The 25,231-nt window shown below is 63.4% G+C and carries 20 protein-coding genes and 1 other annotated feature (1 of these 21 running past the window's edge); of the genes, 9 read left to right on the forward strand and 11 right to left on the reverse strand.

Features of this window, described 5'->3' with window-relative positions; all coding sequences use genetic code 11:
• Positions 1 to 87: 87 nt before the first annotated feature.
• Positions 88 to 2,112 carry an efflux RND transporter periplasmic adaptor subunit gene (locus H8S55_RS10715; RefSeq protein WP_186878970.1) on the forward strand — a complete coding sequence of 675 codons (2,025 nt, stop codon included), beginning with the start codon at positions 88 to 90 and terminating at the stop codon, positions 2,110 to 2,112.
• Between the two features lie 127 nt (positions 2,113 to 2,239).
• Here the strand turns inward: H8S55_RS10715 and tsaA are convergent, their stop codons facing one another.
• Both tsaA and H8S55_RS14385 read right to left on the reverse strand, forming a co-directional pair.
• A complete protein-coding gene (gene tsaA / locus H8S55_RS10720; protein WP_436233157.1) occupies positions 2,240 to 2,941 on the reverse strand; it encodes a tRNA (N6-threonylcarbamoyladenosine(37)-N6)-methyltransferase TrmO in 702 nt (233 codons plus the stop codon).
• Positions 2,942 to 3,025: 84 nt separating this feature from the next.
• Positions 3,026 to 3,748: a peptidoglycan DD-metalloendopeptidase family protein gene (locus tag H8S55_RS14385; RefSeq protein ID WP_186878971.1), complete on the reverse strand. Its 723-nt coding sequence runs from the start codon at positions 3,746 to 3,748 to the stop codon at positions 3,026 to 3,028.
• Positions 3,749 to 3,914: 166 nt separating this feature from the next.
• Here H8S55_RS14385 and H8S55_RS10730 point away from each other — a divergent pair, with 166 nt between their 5' ends.
• From H8S55_RS10730 to spoIID, 3 genes are all read left to right on the forward strand, one after another.
• Complete coding sequence (locus H8S55_RS10730; RefSeq protein ID WP_186878972.1) at positions 3,915 to 5,165, forward strand: M16 family metallopeptidase; 1,251 nt, start codon at positions 3,915 to 3,917, stop codon at positions 5,163 to 5,165.
• Between the two features lie 73 nt (positions 5,166 to 5,238).
• Positions 5,239 to 5,673 carry a CBS domain-containing protein gene (locus H8S55_RS10735; protein ID WP_186878973.1) on the forward strand — a complete coding sequence of 145 codons (435 nt, stop codon included), beginning with the start codon at positions 5,239 to 5,241 and terminating at the stop codon, positions 5,671 to 5,673.
• A 51-nt stretch (positions 5,674 to 5,724) separates the two neighbouring features.
• Positions 5,725 to 6,774, forward strand: a complete 1,050-nt coding sequence (gene spoIID / locus H8S55_RS10740) for a stage II sporulation protein D (RefSeq protein ID WP_186878974.1) — start codon at positions 5,725 to 5,727, stop codon at positions 6,772 to 6,774.
• Between the two features lie 448 nt (positions 6,775 to 7,222).
• On the opposite strand, the gene mnmE is transcribed toward spoIID, so the two are convergent.
• The 3 genes from mnmE to H8S55_RS10755 form a co-directional block, all read right to left on the reverse strand.
• Positions 7,223 to 8,608 carry a tRNA uridine-5-carboxymethylaminomethyl(34) synthesis GTPase MnmE gene (mnmE, locus tag H8S55_RS10745; protein WP_186878975.1) on the reverse strand — a complete coding sequence of 462 codons (1,386 nt, stop codon included), beginning with the start codon at positions 8,606 to 8,608 and terminating at the stop codon, positions 7,223 to 7,225.
• A 377-nt stretch (positions 8,609 to 8,985) separates the two neighbouring features.
• Positions 8,986 to 10,377, reverse strand: a complete 1,392-nt coding sequence (locus H8S55_RS10750) for an NAD(P)/FAD-dependent oxidoreductase (RefSeq protein WP_186878976.1) — start codon at positions 10,375 to 10,377, stop codon at positions 8,986 to 8,988.
• A 186-nt stretch (positions 10,378 to 10,563) separates the two neighbouring features.
• A complete protein-coding gene (locus H8S55_RS10755) occupies positions 10,564 to 10,959 on the reverse strand; it encodes a hypothetical protein (RefSeq protein ID WP_186878977.1) in 396 nt (131 codons plus the stop codon).
• Between the two features lie 216 nt (positions 10,960 to 11,175).
• On the opposite strand from H8S55_RS10755, the gene H8S55_RS10760 reads away from it, so the two are divergent.
• From H8S55_RS10760 to H8S55_RS10770, 3 genes are all read left to right on the forward strand, one after another.
• Complete coding sequence (locus tag H8S55_RS10760; RefSeq protein WP_147563141.1) at positions 11,176 to 11,658, forward strand: deoxycytidylate deaminase; 483 nt, start codon at positions 11,176 to 11,178, stop codon at positions 11,656 to 11,658.
• Between the two features lie 304 nt (positions 11,659 to 11,962).
• A complete protein-coding gene (rny, locus tag H8S55_RS10765) occupies positions 11,963 to 13,510 on the forward strand; it encodes a ribonuclease Y (RefSeq protein ID WP_186878978.1) in 1,548 nt (515 codons plus the stop codon).
• A gap of 130 nt (positions 13,511 to 13,640) precedes the next feature.
• Positions 13,641 to 13,829 (forward strand): putative holin-like toxin, encoded by a 189-nt coding sequence (locus H8S55_RS10770; protein ID WP_147563118.1) that lies wholly within the window; start codon positions 13,641 to 13,643, stop codon positions 13,827 to 13,829.
• Positions 13,830 to 14,488: 659 nt separating this feature from the next.
• On the opposite strand, the gene lepA is transcribed toward H8S55_RS10770, so the two are convergent.
• Entirely contained in the window at positions 14,489 to 16,297 is a 1,809-nt protein-coding gene (lepA, locus tag H8S55_RS10775) for a translation elongation factor 4 (RefSeq protein WP_147563119.1), read from the reverse strand.
• Positions 16,298 to 16,342: 45 nt separating this feature from the next.
• Complete coding sequence (locus H8S55_RS10780; protein ID WP_186878979.1) at positions 16,343 to 17,044, reverse strand: helix-turn-helix domain-containing protein; 702 nt, start codon at positions 17,042 to 17,044, stop codon at positions 16,343 to 16,345.
• Positions 17,045 to 17,258: 214 nt separating this feature from the next.
• Between H8S55_RS10780 and H8S55_RS10785 the strand changes: the two genes are divergently transcribed.
• Together H8S55_RS10785 and pyrG are read left to right on the forward strand one after the other, a co-directional pair.
• Positions 17,259 to 18,746 (forward strand): DUF1846 domain-containing protein, encoded by a 1,488-nt coding sequence (locus H8S55_RS10785; RefSeq protein ID WP_147563121.1) that lies wholly within the window; start codon positions 17,259 to 17,261, stop codon positions 18,744 to 18,746.
• A 274-nt stretch (positions 18,747 to 19,020) separates the two neighbouring features.
• Entirely contained in the window at positions 19,021 to 20,631 is a 1,611-nt protein-coding gene (pyrG, locus tag H8S55_RS10790; protein WP_147563122.1) for a CTP synthase, read from the forward strand.
• A 411-nt stretch (positions 20,632 to 21,042) separates the two neighbouring features.
• Here the strand turns inward: pyrG and H8S55_RS10795 are convergent, their stop codons facing one another.
• From H8S55_RS10795 to rplJ, 4 genes are all read right to left on the reverse strand, one after another.
• Positions 21,043 to 21,687 carry a winged helix-turn-helix domain-containing protein gene (locus H8S55_RS10795; RefSeq protein ID WP_186878980.1) on the reverse strand — a complete coding sequence of 215 codons (645 nt, stop codon included), beginning with the start codon at positions 21,685 to 21,687 and terminating at the stop codon, positions 21,043 to 21,045.
• A gap of 186 nt (positions 21,688 to 21,873) precedes the next feature.
• On the reverse strand, positions 21,874 to 23,988 hold the full coding sequence (locus H8S55_RS10800) for a GGDEF domain-containing protein (protein WP_186878981.1): 2,115 nt from the start codon (positions 23,986 to 23,988) through the stop codon (positions 21,874 to 21,876).
• A 167-nt stretch (positions 23,989 to 24,155) separates the two neighbouring features.
• Positions 24,156 to 24,533: a 50S ribosomal protein L7/L12 gene (gene rplL, locus H8S55_RS10805; protein WP_147563125.1), complete on the reverse strand. Its 378-nt coding sequence runs from the start codon at positions 24,531 to 24,533 to the stop codon at positions 24,156 to 24,158.
• 75 nt (positions 24,534 to 24,608) lie between these two features.
• On the reverse strand, positions 24,609 to 25,139 hold the full coding sequence (rplJ, locus tag H8S55_RS10810; RefSeq protein WP_186878982.1) for a 50S ribosomal protein L10: 531 nt from the start codon (positions 25,137 to 25,139) through the stop codon (positions 24,609 to 24,611).
• Between the two features lie 13 nt (positions 25,140 to 25,152).
• Positions 25,153 to 25,231: a sequence feature (ribosomal protein L10 leader region), on the reverse strand (it continues 55 nt past the right edge of the window).

Raw genomic sequence — 25,231 nt, forward strand, 5'->3', positions numbered from 1 at the left:
TTTCGATTTTGGCCGTGGTTCGTTTAAAGTCTGCCGCTACAATAGGGGACGATATCACTCGTTTCAAACGGAAAGGATGGTCCCAACATGAAACTGCCCCTTCTCAAGCGGTCCGCCCCCTCTGCCGCAGGGGAACCCAGCGCCGCAAAAAAGAAGCGCCCGTCCCTGAAAAAGCTCCTCGCTCTGGCCGCAGCGGCGGCCCTGGTCATCGGTCTGGGCGGCCGCACCCTGCTGGGCGGCGGAGCCCAGGCCGCCAAAACAGGCGACGGCGGCTATACCACCGCCCAGGTGACCCGCCGGGACGTGACCGCCGCCATCACCGGCAGCGGCACGTTAGAGGCCGCCGACTCCTACAACGTCACCACCCTGCTGGAGGACACCATCCTCACCGCCAACTTTGAGGAGGGCGACCAGGTGGAGGAGGGCACGGTGCTGTACACCCTGGACTCCTCCGACGCAGACAGCTCCCTGGAGCAGTCGGAGATCTCCCTTCAGCAGGCCCAGCGCAGCTACAGCAGCCAGCTGGAGGACCAGGCCGACCTGAACGTGGCCGCCACCGCCGCCGGTCAGGTGTGGTCGGTGGACGTGGAGGTGGGGGACGAGATCCAGGCCGGCCAGACGGTGGCCACCATCCGGGACTCCGCCACCATGGAGCTGAAGGTCCCCTTCCCCGCCGATGACGCAGCGGGTTTCTCCCTGGGCCAGAGCGCCGCCGTCACCCTGGACAGCACCTTCGAGACCCTGTCCGGCACCATCACCAAAGTGAACGGCAACACCGAGGTCCGCTCCGGCAACGTGCAGGTGCGCACCGTCACCATCGCCGTGACCAACCCCGGCGGCCTGTCCACCGACCAGAGCGCCACCGCCGCCGTGGTCAGCGCCGACACCAAGGGCCCCTATGTGGCCGACAACGGCGGCGGGCTCACCCTCCCCTTCACCCCCACCGCCGTCTATGTGGACGGCGCTCTGTCCGGCCAGAGCCAGGTGAAGCAGTATGACGTGTACTACTACAACTCCGGCCTGCGCACCGTGTGGGTGTACACCGACCGGGCCACCGGCACCCTCACCGACCTCTCCCCCAGCAAAACGGCCCCCACCTCCGCCACCGTGGCGGGCGTGACCTACTCCATCGGCAGCTCCACCGCCAGCTATAAGCTGTCCAGTCAGGGCCAGTTCAGCCAGGGCGACGTGGTCACGGTGCTGCTGGGTATGGACGGGGACATTGTGGACGTGGTCTCCGCCCAGAACAGCGAGACCACTTACTACGGCGTGGTGATCGCCAGCACCAAGGCGGCCTCCTCCTCGTCCACCTCCAGCTCCTCCACCACTTCCGCCCAGGCCCAGACCCAGGTGGCCTGCAGCGACGGCACCGTGCGCACCTTCTATCACAGCGGCGGGGCCCAGTCCGTGGGCAAGCTGGTGTCCGTCGCCGTCACCCAGTCGGGCACGACCCTGTCCGCCATCCCCAGGCGCAGCCTGTCCGGCACGGTGAACTCCGCCGGCACCCGCTTCGCCGGATACAGCTTTGCCGACAATGTGGAGATCCTGGACACGGACGGCGACGGCGGCTATGCCCGCATCTACCCCTCCCGCCTGGCGGGGTATTCCCTCACCGACGACGACGTGCTGTTCTATTCCCTGGACAGCACCGGAAGCATCGACTGCCTCATTCTGGACGAGGCCACCGGGGACACCTATACCTACGCCTTCGTCACCCAGGCCACCAGCAAGACAGACGGCAACAGCCTCTCCGGCAGCTACACCTATCTCCAGAACGGCCAGAGCCACTCGGTCAGCGGCCAGCAGACCTACAGCGTGAAGGTGGGCGGGGCCCGGCTGACCTTCTCGGACAACGGCTCCCTGAAGGGGATGCGCCAGCTGTCCTCGGTGAACCTCACCGGCCTCACCAGTCTCACCGCCACAGCGGGCAGTAGCAAATACGCCCTGGCCGAGGACGTGACCGTCCTCCTGCGGGACGGCAGCCAGCAGGGCTATTACCCCACCACCCTGTCCGCCGTCAACAGCACGGACTACTCCCTCGTGGGCTGGTACGACAACCAGGGGGCCTCCGCCGGCGGCCGCATCCGCATCTTAGTGGCTACCAAGAAATAAGTCATATCACCGGCGATCAAATTCTGTCATTGCGAGGTGGGCGAAGCCCGACGTGGCGATCCGTCCCCCCAATTCTAAAAAAATGATCCACAAAAGCCTCGGCTTTTGTGGATCATTTTTTCTTGTTTCAAGGCTCCCGCTCCACGCTGACCACCCGCAGCCGGTCGCCCTGCACCTGAAAGCGCACCTCCATCCCGGCAAAGGCCATGCCATACACCCGCTCCGGGTCGTGCTGATAGGAGGGGCGGGGGTCCTGACTGAGCACCCCGGCCAGGGCGGCTCGCTTGTCCTCCGGCACCCGCTCCAGCAGCTCCGGGGGGATGTCCACCGCCAGCCGGGCCCCGGCGGGGGCGGGGGCAAAGCCCCCCAGCGCCTCCGGGCGGCAGTCGGCATAGGGCAGATAGGGCTTGATGTCATAGATGGGGGTGCCGTCCATCAGGTCGGCCCCCGCCACGGTGATCACCGGCCCCTCCGGGGTGTGCAGGTCGATACCCGCCAGACGCACACAGCTCAGCCCGATGGGATTGGGCCGGAAGGGGGACCGGGTGGCGAACACCCCCAGCCGCTGGTTGCCCCCCAGCCGGGGGGGCCGCACCGTGGGGGACCAGTCCTCCCGCCGGGCTTTTGAAAACTCCCAGATGATCCACAGGTGGGAAAAGCCCTCCAGCCCCCGCAGGGCCGCCTGGCTGCGATAGGGCGGGGTAAATACGATCCGGGCCGTCAGCTCGTCCACCAGGCCGCTCTGCCTTGGAATCCCGAATTTTGTAGAAAAATCGCTGCGGATGTGGGCGATGACCTTTACCTGTGCCGTCTCTGTCTCCATGTCCATGGGATATCCTCCTGCATTCTTCTGATACCGGAATCATATCCCGCCGGACGTGGAACTGTCAAGAGCGGCCGTCCGCCCGGGTATTCACGCCTGGTCCAAAAAGCTGGCCGGGTCCATGGGCTGGCCGTCCATGCGGGTCTCCAGATGGAGGTGGGGGGCCAGGCCGCTCTCGGCGATGGCGGTGTCCCCCACCGCGCCCAGAATATCCCCGGTGCGCACCGTGTCCCCCTCCTTCACCGTGGGCTTGGCAGCCAGATTTGCATAGGTCGTGCGCAGGCCGTCCCCCTGGTCCACCACCACCGTGGTACCCATCAGGCCGTCCTGTTTGATTTCAGCCACTGTGCCCGGGCCCATGGCCAGCACCTCGGTCCCAATGGCGGCGGCCAGGTCCACCCCGCCGTGGGTGCGCCAGTCCCCTAACGTCGGGTCCAGGGTCAGCGCCTCCACACTGAAGGGCCGCAGCACCTCCCCCTTCACCGGGCGGGTGTACACCACCGGCTCCTGTCCCCTGGCCGCGGGTTCCGGGTCGTCTGAACCAGCTGCGGGAGCGGGAGCCGGGTCCGGCTGCCTGGCCTGGGTATCCGGCTTGACCACCGGTGCAGGCTCTTCCGGTATCTCGGGCAGATCGGGCAGGACCACCGACGCGCTCCCCCCTGCCGGGGAGGATGCCGCCGGTTTGGCGGTAAAATTGTGGATCAGGGCATAGCCCGAAACGCCAATGGTGGCGACGCACAGCAAAAGGACGATGTAAAAGCCCTTCCCCAGCACAAAGTCGCCCAGCTGTTCCAGCCTGCTTCGTTTTTTCACGGGAAAACCACCTCCGTGGTGAAAGTTTGTCCGCCCACCGGGCGAACTATACCCCCTTGGAAAACTTTTTCGCCGCCGAAAGCTCCCCCTGTTCTGGACGGAGCCCCGCATTTGTGCTATGCTGACCTGGACGGGCCTGTGAATGGCCCCATTGGAGGTTTTTATCATGTATCAGCAGATCACTCTGCCCAACGGCGCGCGGCTGCTCACGGAGGAGGTCCCCGGGGCCCGCTCCGCCGCTCTGGGCTTTTTTGTGGGGGTGGGCTCCCGCCACGAGCGCCAGCGGGAGAACGGCGCGGCCCACTTTATCGAGCACATGCTCTTCAAGGGCACCCAGCGGCGCTCCACCGCCCAGCTGGCCCGGGATATGGACGCCATCGGCGGCCAGGTGAACGCCTATACCACCAAGGAGCACACCTGTTTTTACGCCCGCAGTCTGGACAAACACCTGGACATCAGCCTGGATATCCTGTCCGACATGCTGTTCCACTCCCGCTTTGACCAGGGGGACGTGGAGACCGAGCGGGGCGTGGTGCTGGAGGAGATCGGCATGTACGAGGACAGCCCGGAGGACCTGGTGTCCGAGCGGCTGGCCGCCGCCGTGTACAAGGGCAGCCCCCTGGCCCGGCCCATTCTGGGCACCCAGGCCACCCTGACCCCCATGACCGGGGAGTGGCTGGCCCAATGGCAGCGGGAGCACTACCGCCCCGGGGCCCTGGTGGCCGCCCTGGCGGGCAGCTTTACCCAGGGGCAGGTGGACCGCCTAAAGGACTGCCTGGCCCAGCTGGAGCCCGGCCCCGTGGCCCAGACCAAGCCTGCGGCCTATCGCCCCGCCGTCACCGCCCGGAAGAAGGCCATCGAGCAAAACCACCTGATCCTGGCCTTCCCCTCTCTCACCTATCTGGATGCCCGGCGGCCCCAGCTGCTGCTGCTCAACGCCCTGCTGGGCGGGGGCTGCTCCTCCCGCCTGTTCCAGGAGCTGCGGGAAAAGCGGGGTCTGTGCTATACCGTATACTCCTATGTGTCCGACCACGCCGATGCCGGCTTTTTGGGGGTGTACGCCGCCCTGAATCGGGAGCAGGAGGGCCAGGCCCTGGATGCCATGCGGAATCTGGTGTGCGAGCTGGCCGACCACGGCCCCACCCAGGAGGAGCTGGACCGGGTGCGGGAGCAGGCCAAGGCCAACCTGCTCATGGGCTCTGAGTCCATCCAAAGCCGCATGAGCCAGCTGGGGGCCTCCGTCCTGCTGTATGGCCGGGTGCGGGAGATGGACGAGCTGCTCGCCCAATACGATGCCGTCACCCGGCAGCAGCTCCGGGACCTGGCGCAAAATATCTTCCAGATGGACCTGGCCTCCCTGTCCGCCGTGGGCCGGGTAAAGACCGCCGCCGACTATTCCGCCTGGCTTGGCCGATGAGACCCGCATAAAAAAGCGCCCCTCCGGGCACACTGAACGCAGAAGACGTTCCAAACCGGAGGGGTGATTTTTTATGGAAGTAAAGGAACTGATGAACCCCGGCGTGGTGTGGGTGGAGCCCACGGCCACCGCCGCCCTGGCCGCCCGGCTGCTCAGCCGCCACAATCTGGGGGCCCTGCCCGTGTGCGCCGGAGACGGACGGCTGCGGGGGATGGTGACGGACCGGGACATCGTGCTGCGGTGCGTGGCGGCGGAGGAGGACCCGGCCCAGACCATGGTGCGGGACATCATGACCCGCAGCTGCACCGCCGTCTCCCCCCACGCCGACTGCCGCCAGGCCGCCCGGCTCATGTCAAAGCAGCAGGTCCGCCGCCTGCCCGTGGTGGAGGAGGGGCGGCTGGTGGGGATGCTCTCCCTGGCCGACCTGGCCCGCAGCCACCGCTACGACATGGAGGCCGCCCAGGCCCTAAGTGAAATTTCTGAGAACATCCTCTGGGGCGGGGAATAGCCCGCCCCGCCCCCGCATACCCTGTACCATCTGGACAGGGAGGGTATGGCCATGGGAGCGGAACGAAAGAAGACAGGGGGCGGGGCCGGGAGCGCCGTCCGGGGGGCGGCGGCGGCCCTGGCGGTGACGGGGCTGCTGTTTCTGCTGCCCGGTCTGCTGGTGCCGGGGCCGGAGGCCAAGGGGGACGGACAGTCCGCCGTCAGCGGGGAGAGCGCCCCGTCTGGCACAACGACCGCTGTCCCAACAGGAAAACGGGACGGGGGGCGGACGGTGCGGCTGCTGAAGAAGGACGGCACGGTGGAGGAGCTGACCATGGCCGACTATCTGTGGGGCGTGGTGGCGGCGGAGATGCCCGCCTCCTTTGAGGAGGAGGCGCTGAAGGCCCAGACCTGCGCCGCCCGGACCTACACCGCCGTGCTGCAAAAGAGCGCCGGGCACAAGCACCCGGACGCGGACATCTGCGCCGACAGCACCTGCTGTCAGGCCTACATCGAACGCTCGGATGCCCAGGCCCGGTGGGGGCTGAACGCCCAGAGCTACAGCGAGAAGATCGCCCGGGCCGTGGCGGACACCGACGGCCTGGGGGTGACCTATGGCGGGGAACCCATCCAGGCTCTGTTCTTCTCCTCCTCCCCCGGGCGGACCGTGGATGCGGCGGCGGTGTGGGGCAGCCGGGTGGACTATCTCACCGGGGTGGACAGCCCCGAGGGGGAGGAGGTGCCCAACTACCACACCCAGGTGGACAAGACGGCCCAGGAGGTACACCGGGCGGTGCTGGATGCCTATCCCGGGGCCGACCTATCCGGGGACCCATCGGGCTGGTTCGGCCCGGCAGACCGGGACGCGGGTGGCACGGTGCGCTCTATCCCCCTGGGAGGCATAACCCTCACCGGAAGCCAGGTGCGCGGCCTGTTCTCCCTGCGCTCGGCGGCCTTCACCGTATCCTGGGACGGGAGCAAGTTCACCTTCTCCGTCACCGGCTATGGCCACGGGGTGGGTATGAGCCAGTATGGGGCCAACGCCCTGGCCAAAGAGGGGAAGGGCTTTCGGGAGATCCTAACCTGGTATTATACCGGAACGGCGGTGGAGGAATTGTGGTGAAGCATCGTGATAAAAATAAAGCCCAGCTTGTCGAAAAAGTGGCTTCGCCGCTTTTTTGCCAAGCTGCAAACATTTTAACTGCGTTAAAATGTTGTTGATTTCAAGGAAAGGGAACCCTGACGGTTCCCTTTCCAACTATCCCTCCCTCCGAATCCTTCGGCTGGAAGGACTTTTTCGACAGCCTGGCCTTCCCCCCGCAGGGGGGAAGGTGGCATGGCGCAGCCATGACGGATGAGGGGGACCACGGGGGCGCACATGTCAACGACGGGCCGACACGGAGGTCGGCCCCTACGGCGTGTCACGTAGGTCGTCTGTAGGGGCGGACCTCTGTGTCCGCCCACGATGACCACCGCATCCACGATACTCACCCTCATCCGGCCCTGCGGGTCACCTTCCCCCAGGGGAAGGCGAAAAAGCGGGCGGGCCAGGCGGCCCGCCCGTTTACATGTTATTTCCCCACGCAGAATTTGGAGAAGATGCGGTCGGTCACGTCCTCCCGGACGGACTGGCCGGTGAGCTCGCCCAGGGCCTCCAGGGCCTCCTCCACGTCGGTAAGGAGGGCGTCGGGGGTCACTCCGTCGGTCAGAGCCTGACCCGCCCGGACCACGCAGTCCAGGGCACGGCCCGCCGCCTCGGCCTGGCGGGCGTTGGTGATGAGCTCCCCGGCCTTGTCCTCGCTCCCCTGGGGGAACAGCTCTTCCACCGCCCGGCCCAGCTCGTCCAGGCCCTCCCCCGTTCTGGCGCTGAGGGAGACCAGGGGCGCACCCTCAGCCAGGGCGGCCAGATCGTCGGCGTTCTCCCCGGCGAGGTCCCCCTTGGAGCGGACCAGGACCCAGGGCTTGCCCGTCCCGGCGATGGCCCGGGCCAGGGCGGCGTCCTCCCGGGTGGCCTTCTCTGTGCCGTCCACCACCAGCAGCACCAGGGCGGCCTCCTCCATGGCGGCCCGGCTGCGCTCCACCCCCAGCTGCTCGATGGGGTCGTCCGAGTCCCGCAGGCCGGCGGTGTCGATGAGCCGCAAGGTCACGCCCCCCAGCTCTGCCCGCTCCTCCACCGTGTCCCGGGTGGTGCCGGGGATGTTGGTGACGATGGCCCGGTCAAAGCCCACCAGGGCGTTGAGCAGGGAGGACTTGCCCGCATTGGGGCGGCCCACGATGGCGCAGGGCACCCCGTCCCGGATATACTGCCCCCGGCGATAGCTCCCCGCCAGGGCGCGGAGGGCGGCCTCCTGCCGGGACAGCTGCCCGCTCAGTTCCTCCATGCGGAAGGGGTCGATGTCCTCGTCAGGGTAGTCCAGCACGGCGTGGAAGTGGGCCATGATATCCACCAGGGCGGAGTAGACCCCGGCAATGCGCCGGGACAGGGCCCCGGTGAGCTGACCGGCGGCGTGGCGGGCTCCCTCCCGGCTGCGGGCCTCCAGCAGGTCGCCCACCGCCTCGGCCTGGGCCAGGTCCAGCTTGCCGTTGAGAAAGGCCCGGCGGGTAAATTCCCCGGCCCGGGCCTGGCGGGCCCCCCGGGAGAACAGGGCCTCCAGCCCCAGGGACAGCACCATGGGGGAGCCGTGGCACTGAAATTCTGCCGTGTCCTCCCCGGTGTAGCTCACCGGGCCCCGGCTGAAGGTACACAGCACCCGGTCGATGGGCTGGCCATCCCGGTCCAGCAGGTCGCCGTACACCAGCTCGTGGGGGCGGTGCTGGCTGAGGGGCATTTTGTTCAAGGGGCGGAAGCTGGCCTGGGCCACCTCCACGGCCCGGGGGCCGGACAGGCGCAGAATGCCGATGGCCCCGGGGCCCGGGGGGGTGGAGATGGCGGCGATGGTATCAGCGGGCAGAGACATAATGACCTCCGATCTCAAGGGAGAATTTCGACGGCGGGCCGGGACCGTCCTGCAAAAAAGGGGCCAGTCAAAGTTTGTCGAATTTTCACCCTTGACAAATGTAATGAAACGGTTAAGAGCGGGTAAAGTTGTATTTCCGTTGACATAACGTGCTGTGGAAAACCCTGTGGAAAATGTGGATAACCGTTGCAAACAGGGCGCATTTCACCTGAACATTTTTCCGCCGGGGACGATGGTAAAGTTGCATAGCCCCCGGAAACAAAACCGGGGCGCGTTCTGAAGGAGAGAAACCCGCCCGTCGAAAATGACGGAAAAAATGCAGATGCGCCGCCCCGCCGGGGATGGACGGGGCGGCGCGCCGAAGGGACTTATCCCGGTCAGCCCATGCGGCGGACCACCGCCCGGGCGGCCTGAACGCCGGAGGCTCCGGCCTGGGCCAGGCCACGGGTGACGCCTGCGCCGTCACCGGCGGCGAAGAAGCCGGGCAGGGCGGTCTCCAGCTCGGCGGAGAGCTGCAGGCGGGCAGAGTAGAACTTCACCTCCGCCCCGTAGAGCAGGGTGTCGTAGTTAGCCGTGCCCGGGGCGATCTTGTCCAGCTGATAGATCATCTCGATGATGTTGTCCAGCTGGCGCTTGGGCAGGGTCAGGGACAGGTCGCCGGGGACGGCGGCGGTGAGGGTGGGCCGGACGAAGGACTTGCTCATCCGGTGCTCGTTGGTGCGGCGGCCCCCCACCAGGTCGCCAAAGCGCTGGACCAGCACGCCCCCGGCCAGCATGTTGGACAGGGAGGCCACATGCTTGCCGTAGCGGTAGGGCTCGTTAAAGGGCTTGGTGAAGCGGTTGCTCACCAGCAGGGCGAAGTTGGTATTCTCCGAGCGGAGGGCGGGGTCGGCATAGGAGTGGCCGTTCACCGTGTTGATGCCCTCCACGTTCTCGGCCACCACGTGGCCATAGGGGTTCATGCAGAAGGTGCGCACCTGGTCGCCATACTGCTTGGTGCGGTAGACCAGCTTGGACTCATAGACCACATCGGTGATGTGCTCGAACACGCTGGCGGGCAGCTCCACCCGCACGCCGATGTCCACCTGGTTGTTCAGCAGCTCCAGACCCAGCTCCTTGCACTGGTTGGAGAACCACTCCGCACCGGAGCGGCCGGGGGCGGCGATGAGGTAGCGGCAGGAAATTTCTTCCCCGCTGGCGGTGGTCAGGCGATAGCCCCCGTCGGCCTGGGCGATGTGGGTCACCTCGGTGTTAAAGCGGAACTCCAGCTTGTCCCGCAGCCCCTCATAGATGTTGGTGAGGATGCGCAGGTTGTTCTCAGTGCCCAGGTGCTTGCACCGGGCCTGAAGCAGGTGCAGATCGTATGCCAGGGCCCGGCGCTCCAGGGCCTTGGCCTCGGGGGTGGCGGTGGAGAAGCACTGGGTGGTGGCCCCGTGGGCCACATTGATGGAGTCCACATAGTCGATGAGGTCCATCACTTCCTTGGGCTCAATAAAATCGGTGAGCCAGCCGCCGAACTGGGTGGTAAAGTTGAACTTGCCATCGGAAAAGGCACCCGCGCCGCCGAAGCCGCACATGGTGTGGCACACGGGGCAGTGGATGCACTCCTTCACCTTGCCCGCCACAATGGGGCAGCTGCGGTGATAGATATCCTGACCCTGGTCCAGGGCCAGGACCTTCAATCCGGGGTGCAGGTGGGTCAGCTCGTAGGCGGCGAAGATACCGGCCTCGCCGCAGCCCAGGATGACAACATCATAATTGGGGCTCATGTAAGGGAACTCCTCCTCAAATCTCATTTGGAAACACGGTGCGCCGTTTGGGACGAATGCCCACAACAACACAGGTTAAGCATAGCACAAGTTCCCGCAAAAAGGAAGCCCCGCAGGCAGAAAAGAGCCGCCGTGCCCCGCTTTTCCAAGCGCCGCACGGCGGTTCTTTGTAAAATGATCGGAAATTCAGCTGTTTTCCTGAAAGCTGGCCCCGCAGCCCCGGCAAGTGACGGTGATCTTGCCCTTTCCCCGGGGCACCCGCAGCATCTGGCCGCAGTTGGGGCACTTGAAATATCGGTGCTCCTTGTCCCGGCGGATGGTACGGTGCAGCCGCAGCCAGCGCACGGCGGGGTCGACGAGACACAGAAACCTGTCGTTCTCCTCCCGGCGGCGGGTCAGGTTCCGGGACAGGGTACGGAACAGGGCCGCGAGAATCAGCACCACCGTCAGCCAGTAAAGGGGCACAAAGCGGGTGGCGGCAAAGAGCAGATAGAGCGCCAGATATAAAACGATCAAAAACAGGTTCAGCTGGTCGTTTCCATATCGGCCATACATAAATCGCCGGATGGCGTTTCGGATCATAAAAAGGGCCCCCTCTAGTGAAGAGCGGCAGGCGAGATACGCCTGCCGAAATACTAGAATAATGATAGCGCGTTCCCCGGAATGCGTCAAGGAGACATTCGTAAACAAAATGTAAATTCACCCCCATCTCCCCGTTGCGCCTGGGAGAAAGATGGGCTATACTGGTCTCAATCAAAAATTCGTTCCGGGAAAGGAGTATTTTTCATGATAAAGCGAATGGACCGCATCGACAAAGAGAATTACTATCTGGACATCGCCGAAACGGTGCTGGAGCGCTCCACCTGCCTGCGCCGGTGCTATGGGGCCATCATCGTCAAGAACGACGAGATCGTCTCCACCGGCTATAACGGCGCGCCCCGGGGCCGAAAAAACTGCATGGACCTGGGCTATTGCGCCCGGGAGGCCATGAACGTCCCCTCCGGCCAGCGGTACGAGCTGTGCCGCTCCGTCCACGCGGAGATGAACGCCATCATCTCCGCCGCCCGGCGGGACACCCTGGGCTCCACCCTCTATCTGGCCGGGCGGGAGGCCAAGGACGGCAGCCTCCTCCACGATGCCACCTCCTGCTCCATGTGCCGCCGGGTCATCATCAACGCGGGCGTGGCCCGGGTGGTCATCCGCAACACCCAGCGGGAATACTCCGTGGTCCAGGTGGAGGACTGGATCCAGGAGGACGACTCCCTGCCCCGGCAGGTCTGAGCGGGCAGCGCCATTGTTTTTGAATACAGAACGAACCGGGTGGTTTTTGGGGGAAAACTGCCCGGTTTTTTCCGCTCTGGCGGCGGCTTTACCCGGGAATTGTCCTTGACAGAAATGCCCCGTGCCCTTAAAATATATATTAGGACAAAAGATGAAAAACCTGGGGATGTTTTTCAGCGGCCGCGGGGGCGCATCGTCGCTTGCGGCTCATTTTTATGTACAAGCCCCGTGGGGGATGTTGTCCACACACGGGCGCTGGGGCGGTCCGCCCCAGCTAAATTTTTCTGGAGGTGTAAATAACGCGATGTTTCCCTATCTTATCGGAGCGATCATCGGTATCGTGATCGGTCTGGCGGTGGGGGTCCCTGTTGGCATCCAGCAGCGGAAGAAATCTGCCGAGCGGGAGATCGGCTCGGCAGAGGACGAGGCCAAGCGCATCATCAACGAGGCGTATAAAAGCGCCGAGAGCAAAAAGCGCGAGGCCATGGTGGAAGCAAAGGAGGAGATCCTCAAGGCCCGCAACGAGCACGAGCGCGAGGTGAAGGAGCGCCGGGCCGACCTGCAGCGCCAGGAGCACCGCCTTCAGCAGAAGGAAGAGACCCTGGACCGCAAGACCGACAATATCGAGAAAAAAGAAGAGCAGCTCACCGCCCGCCTGGCCAAGCTGGAGAGTACCCAGGCCGAGGCCGAGCAGGCCAAGCAGAACCAGCTGGAGATGCTGGAGCGCATCTCCGGTTTCACCGCCGACGAGGCCAAGAACTATCTGCTCCAGCAGCTGGAGCAGGACGTGACCCACGAGTCCGCCATGAAGATCAAAGAGATCGAGGCCCGCTTTAAGGACGAGGCGGATACCAAGGCCCGGGAGATCATCTCCCTGGCCATCCAGCGCTATGCCGCCGACCATGTGGCCGAGGCCACCGTGTCTGTGGTCCCCCTGCCCAACGACGAGATGAAGGGCCGGATCATTGGCCGTGAGGGCCGGAACATCCGCACCCTGGAGACCCTTACCGGCGTGGACCTGATCATCGACGACACGCCCGAGGCCATCACCGTCTCCTGCTTCGACCCCGTCCGCCGGGAGATCGCCCGGCTGGCCCTGGAGAAGCTCATCCTGGACGGCCGCATCCACCCCGCCCGCATCGAGGAGATGGTGGAGAAGGCCAAGCGCGAGGTGGATGCCGTCATCAAGTCCGAGGGCGAGCGCGCCATCTTCGAGACCAACGTCCACGGCCTGCACCCGGAGCTGGTCAAGCTGCTGGGCCGGATGCGCTACCGCACCAGCTATGGCCAAAACGTGCTCAACCACTCCATCGAGGTCTCCCACATCGCCGGGCTGCTGGCCGCCGAGATCGGTGCCAATGTGGCCGAGGCCAAGCGGGCCGGCCTGCTCCACGACCTGGGCAAGTCGGTGGACCACGAGGTGGAGGGCTCCCACGTCCAGATCGGCGTGGAGCTGGCCCGGAAGTACCATGAGAGCGAGAACATCATCCACGCCATCCAGGCCCACCACAACGATGTGGAGCCCCGGACCATCGTGGCCTGCCTGGTCCAGGCCGCCGATGCCATCTCCGCCGCCCGTCCCGGTGCCCGGCGGGAGAACGTGGAAAACTATATCAAGCGGCTGGAGATGCTGGAGGAGATCACCTCCTCCTTCCCCGGCGTGGAGAAGTCCTTCGCCATCCAGGCCGGCCGCGAGGTGCGCATCATGGTCAAGCCCGAGGTCATCAGCGAGGACCAGATGGTCCTGCTGGCCCGGGACATCGCCAAGAAGATCGAGGACGAGCTGGAGTACCCCGGCCAGATCAAGGTCCACCTTCTCCGCGAGACCAAGGCCATCGAATACGCCAAGTAATATCGACAAAAAAGATTCCCGGATGCTTCCCCAGCATCCGGGAATTTTTTAATCTTGCAAGGCACCTTTTCCAAAAGGATTTTCTTGCCAATCCATACATATTATGCTATAATTCTCATGGCGCATGGGTATGCGCTGGCGCTGCCAGTACACGGTAGGCGGGAGGCCCCTTCTTCGGGAGGAGGCCGCTCTTCTTTGTACCTCCTCCACTACATCGGAGGGGGGTGATGTCATGGTCACTTATTCCGACCTGTTCCAGCTCGGCATTTTGATCGTCAGCATCATTTCTCTGGTCCTCCAGATCAATAAAAAGAAGTAACCGCCAAAGCTTTCCCGGCTAACGGTTACTTCTTGTAATCGCGGGGACTCCCGTCTACCGGCAGCGCCCCTCTTTGTGCTCAGTATAACATGATTTGGAAAATTGTCAATCCCCCGGCAGGGTATCTTCTTTTCTAACCCCCTCAGCCGCCCCAGGCGACTGAGGGGGTTATAGGTCTCACTCCTCGTCCAGTTTGAGCACCGCCATAAATGCCTCGGTGGGCAGCTGGACAGAGCCCAGAGAGCGCATTTTCTTTTTGCCGCTCCCACCCGGCCCTGCCGGGCGGGCTCCCTCTTTTTTCAATGCTCGGGCGAAGTGAATTCGCCCTGCGCAAATTCTCCGCTGCGCTGCGAATTTACGGTGCTTATCGCACCGCCCCATCTGCGATGGGGCCCCAGAGGGCCAAAAGAAAATGCAGTTACTCCTCGTCCAGTTTGAGCACCGCCATGAATGCCTCGGTGGGCAGCTGGACAGAGCCCAGAGAGCGCATTTTCTTTTTGCCGCTCCCACCCGGCCCTGCCGGGCGGGGTCCCTCTTTTTTCAATGCTCGGACGAAGTGAATTCGCCCTGCGCAAATTCTCCGCTGCGCTGCGAATTTACGGTGCTTATCGCACCGCCCCATCTGCGATGGGGCCCCAGAGGGCCAAAAGAAAATGCAGTTACTCCTCGTCCAGTTTGAGCACCGCCATAAATGCCTCGGTGGGCAGCTGGACGGACCCCAGAGAGCGCATTTTCTTCTTGCCCTCTTTCTGCTTCTCCAGCAGCTTTTTCTTTCGGCTGATGTCGCCGCCATAGCACTTGGCCAGCACGTCCTTGCGCATGGCCTTCACCGTCTCCCGGGCGATGACCTTGCCGCCGATGGCGGCCTGGACGGGCACCTCGAACAGCTGGCGGGGGATGTTCTCCTTCAGCTTTTCGCAGATGCGCCGGGCCCGGGCATAGGCCTTGTCCTTGTGGACGATGAAGGACAGGGCATCCACCTGCTCGCCGTTGAGCAGCAGGTCCACCTTCACCAGCTGGCTGGGCTGATAGCCCTCCAGCTCGTAATCCAGGCTGGCATAGCCCTTGGTATTGGCCTTCAGGGCATCGAAGAAGTCATAGATGATCTCCCCGATGGGCATGGAGTAGTGCAGCTCCACCAGGTTGGTGTCCAGATACTGCATGTCCTTGAACACGCCCCGGCGGTCCTGGCACATGGGCATGATATTGCCCACATAGTCGGGCGGGGCGATGATGGTCACCTTGGCAAAGGGCTCCCGTGCCTCGGAGATGGCACCGGGGTCGGGGTAGTTGTGGGGGTTGTCCACCCGAACCACCTCGCCGTCGGTCTTGGTCACCTCGTAGATGACAGAGGGCAGGGTGGTCACCAGGTCCAGGTCAAACTCCCGCTCCAGCCGCTCCTGGATGATCTCCATGTGGAGCATCCCCAAAAAGCCGCATCGGAAGCCGAAGCCCAGGGCCACGGAGGACTCCGGCTCAAAGGACAACGACGCGTCGTTCAGCTGCAGCTTCTCCAAAGCGTCCCGCAGGTCGGGGTATTTGCTGCCGTCCTCGGTGTAGATGCCGCAATAGACCATGGCCTGGGCGGGGCGATAGCCGGGCAGGGGCTGGGCCGCCGGGTCCTCCACGCCGGTGATGGTGTCGCCCACCCGGGTGTCCTTCACGTTTTTGATGGAGGCGGTGAACCAGCCCACCTCTCCAGCGGTGAGCTGGCCGGAGGACTCCATGCCCAAGGGCCGCAGATAGCCGCAGTCCAGCACCTGATACGCAGCGCCGGAGGCCATCATCTTCACGTTCATGCCCTTTTGGATGGTGCCGTTCATCACCCGGAAATAGACGATGACACCCTGATAGGGGTCATACTGGCTGTCGAAGATCAGGGCTTCTAATGGGGCGCTGGGGTCCCCCTCCGGGGCGGGGATGTTCTGCACGATGTCCTCCAGCACGGCGGGGATGTTGATGCCCTGCTTGGCGGAGATCTCTGGGGCGTCCTGGGCGGGCAGGGCTAAAATGTTCTCGATCTCGTCCTTCACCCGCTGGGGGTCGGCGGCGGGCAGGTCGATCTTGTTGAGCACAGGCAGGATCTCCAGGTCGTGCTCCATGGCCAGATAGGTGTTGGCCAGAGTCTGGGCCTCGATGCCCTGGCTGGCATCCACGATGAGCACCGCGCCCTCGCAGGCGGCCAGGGACCGGGACACCTCATAGTTAAAGTCCACATGGCCCGGGGTGTCGATGAGGTTCAGGTGATAGGTCTCCCCGTCCTGGGCCTTATATTCCAGGCGGACGGCCCGGGCCTTGATGGTGATGCCCCGCTCCCGCTCCAGGTCCATGTTGTCCAGCAGCTGGGACTCCATCTGCCGCTGCTCCACGGCGTGGCACTGCTCGATCAGCCGGTCGGACAGGGTGGACTTGCCGTGGTCGATGTGGGCGATGATGCTGAAATTTCTGATCTTATCTCGTTCGGTCATAGATATCCTCCAGAAGTTAAAACAGGCTCCGCATATCTTGCGGTCTTACTTTTTGCCGCTCTGTCGGGGGGGCAGCAGGGCGGCCACCCGCTCTCCGGCGCTGTGGACCACCTGGAGCAGGGAGGGGTAGAGGGTGGGGCAGCTCTTCACCAGGTCATTGTTGGACATAGACGGCATTGGGCCCTTCTCCTTCACCCGGGCGGCCAGGGCATCCTCCAGCTCGGCCAGGGAGCACTTCATGTCCGCATCGGCCAGACCGGCGTGGAATTGCTGGGGGGAGACAGAGAAAAAGTCCGGGTTGTTGTCCGGGTTGGCCTGATATAGGTGGCGATAGACCACATACAGGGCGGTGGACAGATAGTTGGAGGCGGTACGGATGGCATCCCGGCTGCCCGTTTTGGCCAGCAGGTCGAACAGAGCGCCCACCGAGTTCACCAGCAGCTTTTTGGACAGCAGGGCCAGCACGCCCCCCCGCACGGAGTTGTCCTTCTCGTCGCTCAGGTCATACAGCTCCTCCGGGGCGATGGTGGTGCCCTGGCGGCTGAGGGTGCGGCCCAGCAAAAAGTCGGCGGACACCCCGTAGTAGTCGCAGGCCTTTACCACAAAGGACAGACCCGGCTCCCGGATGCCGTTTTCATAGTGAGACAGCAGCGCCTGGGAGATGCCCAGCACCCCCGCGGCGGCGCGCTGACTGACCCCCTTCTCCTGCCGCAGCAGGGACAGGGTGCGGGAAAATTCTTCATTCACAAGCAGTCACCTCAAAAGTTTGCAATACACTTGGTATAGTATACCTGAAAGCATTACCAACAGTAAAGAGGAAAACAGAAAAATCATCGAAATTTTCCCGGAAATTCCGCCGGACTTTGGCCGCCGCCCGGCGGAAAACCTCTTGACGCTGTTCTCCAGGCGGGGTAAAATATTTGATGATTGTGTAGTTTTTTGTTAAGAGGGGGAGATCGCCTTGGCAAAAGTCGGCTTTGACAACCAACAGTACCTGCAAATGCAGTCTCAGCACATCCGGGACCGCATCTCTAAGTTCGGCGGAAAGCTGTATCTGGAGTTCGGCGGAAAGCTGTTTGACGACTACCACGCCTCCCGGGTGCTGCCCGGGTTCGAGCCTGACAGTAAGATCCGCATGCTGGAGCAGCTGAAGGACAAGGCGGAGATCATCATCGCCATCAACGCCGGAGACATCGAGAAGAACAAGGTCCGGGGCGACCTGGGCATCACCTATGACAGCGACGTGCTGCGGCTCATCGACATCTTCCGCAGCCGGGGCCTGCCGGTGGGCGGCGTGGTGGTCACCCGCTATACCGGCCAGCCCGCCGCCGACCTGTTCCAGGCCCGGCTGGAGGGCCTGGGCATCAAGGTCTGCCGCCACTATCCCATCGAGGGCTATCCCCACAACATCTCCAAGATCGTCAGCGACGAGGGCTTTGGCAAAAACGAGTATCTGGAGACCAGCCGCCCCCTGGTGGTGGTCACCGCCCCCGGCCCGGGCAGCGGCAAAATGGCCACCTGCTTGAGCCAACTCTACCACGACCACAAGCGGGGCGTGGTGGCGGGCTACGCCAAGTTCGAGACCTTCCCCATCTGGAACCTGCCCCTGAAGCACCCGGTGAACCTGGCCTACGAGGCGGCCACCGCCGACCTGGACGACGTGAACATGATCGACCCCTTCCACCTCCAGGCCTATGGGGAGACCACGGTGAACTATAACCGGGACGTGGAGGTCTTCCCCGTCCTGTCCGCCATGTTCCAGCAGATCCTGGGCCGCTGCCCCTATCAGTCCCCCACCGACATGGGGGTAAACATGGCGGGCAACTGCATCGTGGACGACCAGGCCTGTCAGCAGGCCGCCCGGCAGGAGATCATCCGCCGGTATTACGACGCCCTGTGCGAGCGCCGCCAGGGCAAGGGCAGCGACAGCGCCGTCTATAAGCTGGAGCTGCTCATGCAGCAGGCCGGCGTTACCGCCGACATCCGCCCCGTGGTCACCGAGGCCAACCGGGTGGCCCGGGAGACCGGCGAGCCCGCCATGGCCATCGAACTGCCCGACGGCAGCCTGGTGTGCGGCAAGACCTCTGACCTGATGGGCTGCTCCGCCGCCGCCCTGCTCAACGCCCTGAAAAAACTCTCCGGGGCCGGGGGACACGGGGTCCACCTCATCGCCCAGTCGGCCATCGAGCCCATCCAGACGGTGAAGGTGAAATACCTGGGCTCCAACAACCCCCGCCTGCACAGCGACGAGGTGCTCATCGCCCTGGCCTCCTCCGCCAACGCGGAGCCCAAGGCCGCCGAGGCCCTGCGGGCCCTGGCCGATTTAAAGGGCTGCCAGGCCCACTGCTCCGTCATCCTGTCTCCGGCGGACGAGATCACCTACCGCAAGCTGGGACTGCAGCTCACCTGCGAGCCCCAGTATCAGACCAACAAACTCTATCACAGATAAGCGCAATGGGGCGCCCGTTGGGAGAAGGTTCTCCCAGGGGTGCCCCTCCCCTTTTTTGGGGGGGTAATGTTTTGCCTTCCCCTGGGGGAAGGTGCCCCCGAAGGGGGCGGATGAGGGGAACGCCAAAGGGCTTTCCGCTCTTCCGTCGAAAATGCTTGCTCATCGGCAGCGTTCCCCTCATCCGTCGCAGCTGTGCTGCGCCACCTTCTCCCAGGAGAAGGCTTTCATACGGTCTCTAATTTTATTATTCCAATTCTAAAACGGAGGAATCTATATGGCAGTCAAGTATATTTTCGTCACCGGCGGTGTGGTGTCCGGCTTGGGCAAGGGCATTACGGCGGCCAGCCTGGGCCGTCTGCTGAAGCAGCGGGGCCTGCGGGTCAAGGTCCAGAAGCTGGACCCCTATCTCAACGTGGACCCCGGCACCATGAGCCCCTATCAGCACGGGGAGGTGTTCGTCACCGACGACGGGGCGGAGACCGACCTGGACCTGGGCCACTACGAGCGGTTCATCGACGAGAACCTGACCTTCAACTCCTCCGTCTCCTCCGGCAAGGTCTATTGGAACGTGCTCAACCGGGAGCGCCGGGGGGACTATCTGGGGGGCACCGTGCAGATCATCCCCCACATCACCAACGAGATCAAGCGGAACATCTACTCCCTGGACACCCCCGACACCGACGTGGCCATCGTGGAGATCGGCGGCACCGTGGGCGACATCGAGTCTCAGCCCTTTTTGGAGTCCATCCGCCAGGTGGCCGCCGAGCGGGGCCGCCAGAACGTGATGTTCCTCCACGTCTCCCTCATCGTGTCCATCCCCGGCACCGGCGAGCTGAAGAGCAAGCCCACCCAGCACTCGGCCAAGGAGCTGCTGTCCCTGGGCATCCAGCCCGACGTGATCATCTGCCGCAGCGATTCCCCCGTGCCCCGGGACATCCTGGAGAAGATCTCCCTCTTCTGCAACATCCCCGTGGAGAACGCCATCCCCAACCTGACGGCGGACATCCTGTATGAGGTCCCCCTGATGCTGGAGCGGGAGGGGCTGGCCGACGTGGTGGTCCGCCGCCTGGGGCTCATCTGCCACATGCCCGACCTCACCGAGTGGGCCACCATGGTCCATCGGGCCAAGCACCCCACCGGCACGGTGGAGATCGCCCTGGTGGGCAAGTATGTGGCCCTCCACGACGCCTATCTCTCCGTGGTGGAGGCCCTGACCCACGGCGGCATTGAAAACCAGCAGAAGGTGAAGATCCGCTGGGTGGACTCCGAGACCGTCACCGACGAGAACGCCGCCCAGCTGCTGGCGGGGGCAGACGGCGTGCTGGTTCCCGGCGGCTTTGGCGACCGGGGCATCGAGGGCAAGATCTCCGCCGTGCGCTTTGCCCGGGAGAATCAAGTCCCCTTCCTGGGCATCTGCCTGGGGATGCAGATGGCCGTGGTGGAGTTTGCCCGCCATGTGTGCGGCATGGCCGACGCCCACTCCAGCGAGCTGTCTCAGACCACCACCCACCCGGTCATCGACCTGATGCCCGACCAGCGGGGCGTGACGGACAAGGGCGGCACCATGCGCCTGGGGGCCTATCCCTGCTGCATCACCGACCATGACAGCTTTACCTATCGGGCCTATGGCGCAGACGAGATCGCCGAGCGCCACCGCCACCGCTATGAGTTCAACAACGACTACCGCCAGGAGCTGACCCAGGCCGGGTTGAAGCTGGCCGGCCTCTCCCCCGACGAGCGCCTGGTGGAGATCGTGGAGCTGCCCGACCACCCCTGGTTCGTGGGCGTCCAGTTCCACCCCGAGCTGAAGAGCCGCCCCAACAAGGCCCACCCCCTGTTCCGGGACTTCATCGCCGCCGCCAAGCGGTACCACGGCGAACAGTAATAGACAGCAAAAAGCTCCGCCGACGTGGCGGAGCTTTTTTAGCCTTCCCCTGGGGGAAGGTGGCGCGGCGCAGCCGTGACGGATGAGGGGAAGGGTTGCGATATCCGAGCATTCCCGTCAGAACAGGTCTAGCCTTCGCCCCGCAGGGGAGAAGGTGGCATGGCGCAGCCATGACGGATGAGGGGGACCACGTGGGTGCATCCGTTGTCGACGGGCGGACACGGAGGTCCGCCCACGATGACCACCGCACCCACGATACCCACCCTTATCCGGTCCCTTCGGGACCACCTTCCCCCTGGGAGGGGGAAGGCTCTACTCGTTCTAACGCGAGAACTCACTGCCCTTCGGCGTTCCCCTCATCCGCCCCAGTGTGCGCACTGGGGCACCTTCCCCCAGGGGAAGGCTTATTTTTTACCCCTTTGCATTCAGCCGATACCCTGCGCCCCACACGGTCTCGATGATGCGGGGCTTGGAGGGGTCGTCCTCGATCTTGTCCCGGATGCGGCCCACGTGGACGGTGACAGTGGCGCTGTCGCCCACATAGTCAAAGCCCCAGATGGTCTCGAACAAGCGGTCCTTGGAAAAGACGATGTTGGGATGCTCGGCCAGGAACTTTAAAAGCTCAAACTCCCGGTTGGGCATTTTGAGCTCCCGCCCGGCCTTATACACCTTCCAGCTCTGGGGATAGATCTCCACATCGGCCACCCGGATGACCTGGCCGTTTTCCGCCCTTTGACCGCCCTGGGTCAGGCGCTGATACCGGGCCAGGTGGGCCTTCACCCGGGCCACCAGCTCCGCCGGGTCAAAGGGCTTGGCCACATAGTCGTCCGCCCCCAGCCCCAGGCCCCGGATCTTGTCCACCGACTCCGTCCGGGCGGTGACCATCAAAATGGGCACGTCGGTCTTGTCCCGGATGACCCGGCACACGTCATAGCCGCTGCACCCGGGCAGCATCAGATCCAGCAAAATCAGGTCATAGTCCCCGGTCACCGCCTGGGTGATGGCCATGGCCGTGACCAGGGCAAAGGTATGAAAGAAAAACAGCTTCTTCTGCATCGTATCCCACCGTCTCGCCCCTTGCAGGGCCGTGTTTTCTCGTTCTGCCCCTATTGTAATGCAAAAGGATAAACGGCGAAACCATAAAATCTAAACTTTCTGAAAACTTCCCACGATCCCGGCGCAGAATGTGGAAAACCCCCGCCTGTTCCATCACAGGCGGGGGTCATATGGATCACAAAATGATCATATCCGGTGCTCCTGCATCCCCGGCCCAAACCGGGAGAAGAACTCCTCGGGGGGCATGGGGCGGCCGAAGTAATAGCCCTGCAGGCGGTCACAGCCCAGGCTTTTCAGCAGCTGGCCCTGTTCCTTTGTCTCGATGCCCTCGGCGACACAGCCCAGGCCCAGCTTGTGGCACAGGTCGATGAGGGAGCCGATGACCGCCTGTTCCCGGGGGCCGTGGTCGGCTTTGGAGATCAGGCTCCGGTCGATCTTGACCAGGTCCAGCTGGGGCAGATAGAGCATCTCCAGGCAGGAGCACTCCGTGCCCATGTCGTCCACGGCCACGGCGATGCCCCGGGCCTTCAGGGCGTTCAGCCGGTCCTCAATGCTCTCCAGCTGCAGCCCCCGGGAGGACTCGGTCACCTCGAAGATAAGCTGGCTGTGGTCCACGCCGGTGCGCGTCAGAATATCGTCGATGCGGTCTAAGTAATCCAGCTCCGCCAGGGTGTTCCGGGACATGTTGCATGCGAGCTGAAAGCCGGGCCACCTCTGCCCCACGTCCCTCAGCAGGCGGCAGGACTGCTCCAGCATCTCATAGTCCACCACGGAGATCAGGTTTTCCTCCTCCATCATGTGGACAAATTCAAAGGGGGCGCAGACACTGCCGTCCTCACCGATCCTCCGCACCAGGGCCTCCGCCCCGATGACCGCCCCCTGCTCCACCCCATACAGGGGCTGGAGATAGACTACGAACTTGCTCTGGCGGAACTCCCGCAGCAGCCCGTCCAGATACTCCGGGCGGCCCGGGCGGCGGGGGCTGCTGTCCCCCCGCATGGCGTATTTTCGCCGCTGGGCATACATCACCTGCTCCGCTTTGTGGAGCAGCTCGTTTAAGTCCTCTGTCTCCGACCCCCAGGCATAGCCAAAGGTGGCCAGGCCCTCCTGGCTGTTTTTCAGTTCCTTTTCCATGGCCCGGCAGGCAGACCAAAAGGGGCGGTAGCCCATGTCGGAGCAGATTATCACAAATTCGTCCCCGCTGACCCGATAGATCTGCTTCTTGGGAAAGAACCGGCACATGACCTGGCAGGCCTTTAAGATCACCTGGTTGCCATAGGCGTGACCCAGGTGGTCGTTCACCCATTTCAGGCCGTTGATGTCCAGATAGCCCACGCCGGTGGGCAGTTCTCTGCCCTGCAGGCTGTCGATGGTCTCGTCATAGGACAGGCGGTTGGGCAGACCGGTGAGGGTGTCGGTATAGCTGTTGGCCAGCAGCCGGGCGTGCAACTCCCGCTTTTGTACCTCGTCAGAGATGAAATAGGCGATGTGGGTCAGCAGCTCGGTGGACTCCATGCCCCCCTGCGGGTCGTCCACGCCCAAAAAGCCATAGAGCTTGTCCTTGCAGAAGATGGGCACCTCGGCCACCGCCTGGATGCCCTGGGCGGACAGACACGCATACTCCTCCTGGCGGCCCGGAATATCTTTCAGGGCCTCAATGCTGTGGATGGTCATCAGCTTGCCCTTCCGTTCCTTCAGCACCTCCAGCCATTCCCGCATGTTCTCCAGGGGCACGGCCTGGAGATTCTGGATCTCCGACGTGACCCCGGGGGCGCACACCTCATAGGTGTTGGTGGCCGTCCCCTTATCCCAGTCGATGCGGAACACATAGGCCCGGGCCGCCTGATACTGCTGGCGGATGATCTCCAGCACCTGGTCCATGGCGGCATCAAAGTCGTCAGACAGCACCAGCTTGTCAATGCACTCCACCAGCTTCTGCTCTGTGGCCAGACTCAGCTCCGCCTCAAAGATGTGGGCATAGCGGGTCACATTCACCGCCAGCTCCATGCGGCAGGGGCGGCCATTCACCGTGACGATGCTGTCGTGGAGCAGCAGATGACCTATGCCCGGCAGTTTCCGGTGCCAGGTATAGCGGTGGTCCGGGTCCTCCCGCAGGCGCTGGTTGGTACAGAAGGCACAGGGGGCATCCACGCCCTGCAGATATTCATAGCATTTTACCCCGGGTGTCACCGGGCCATACTGCTTCTTCCCGCAGCGATTGACAAATATGACTTCGCAGGTATCTAAATCACTGAGATAGATCACCTGGTCGATCTGATCCAACACATCATATAGTTCCATGCTTTAAGTTCTCCGCCGCACTTAGAATTTTTGCATACGCACGGCAATGATAGCATTTCTCTCGGCTGTATGCAATGTTTTTCATTTATTCTGTATGATTATTCCCAATATAGAAACCCCCCGGGGCATTTTCCTCGGGGGGTTTAAGCACATATGGGGGAAAAAGCTTACTTCAGCTCGACCTTGGCGCCGGCCTCTTCCAGCTTCTTCTTCATCTCCTCGGCCTCGTCCTTGGACACGGCCTCCTTCAGGGTCTTGGGAGCGCCCTCGACCACGCCCTTGGCCTCAGCCAGGCCCAGGCCGGTGATCTCGCGGACAGCCTTGATGACCTTGATCTTGGCAGCGGCATCGAAGCCAGCCAGGACAACGTCAAACTCGGTCTTCTCCTCAGCAGCCTCAGCAGCAGCGCCGCCGGCGGCGGGAGCGGCCATAGCGGCGGCGGAAACGCCGAACTCCTCCTCCAGAGCCTTAACCAGCTCGGACAGCTCCAGAACGGTCAGGGCCTTCACTTCCTCGATCATAGCGGTAATCTTCTCGCTAGCCATGGTGAAATACCTCCTAAAATTGGTTTTTTTAAAATTTAAATGTGCGCTTTTTTAAGCGCCGTGTGCCGGGAAAATTTACTCGGCAGCGGAGGCCTCGGCCTCGGCGGGCTCGCCATTCTTCTCGGCGATGGCCTTCAGGACGATAGCCAGGCTGGTAATGGGAGCCAGCATCATGCCCAGAGCCTGAGCCTGCAGGACCTCCTTAGAGGGCAGCTCGGCCAGAGCCTGGATCTCCTCCAGGGAGATCACCTTGCCGTCCATAAAGCCGCCCTTGATCTCAAACTTACCGTTGAGCTGCTTGACGTACTTATTGACGACACGCATGGGGGCGATGGGATCGCCGGCGCTGGTGGCCAGAGAAGTGGTGCCGTTGAGCACGTCATCCAGACCCTCCAGGCCCACGTTGTTCAGCGCAAAACGGACCAGGGTGTTCTTCACCACGCCGTACTGCACCTCGTTCTGGCGCAGCTCGGTACGAAGGGCGGTGTCCTCGGCCACGGTGATACCCTTATAGTCCACCAGCACGCCGCTGGAAGCGTTCTTCAGCTGCTCGGTCAGCGCGGCCACCACGGCCTGCTTCTCGGAAAGAACCTTTGCGTTAGGCATTTTGGATTCACCTCCAACAAAATAAAAATCCTCCGCGTCAAAAGACAGGAGGACAGTACCATTCAAACTATGTCGTTGAATGCACTCTCGGC

Origin of the sequence: Flintibacter faecis, assembly GCF_014287875.1 — a bacterium.
In the GTDB taxonomy this organism is placed as follows: domain Bacteria; phylum Bacillota; class Clostridia; order Oscillospirales; family Oscillospiraceae; genus Lawsonibacter; species Lawsonibacter faecis_A.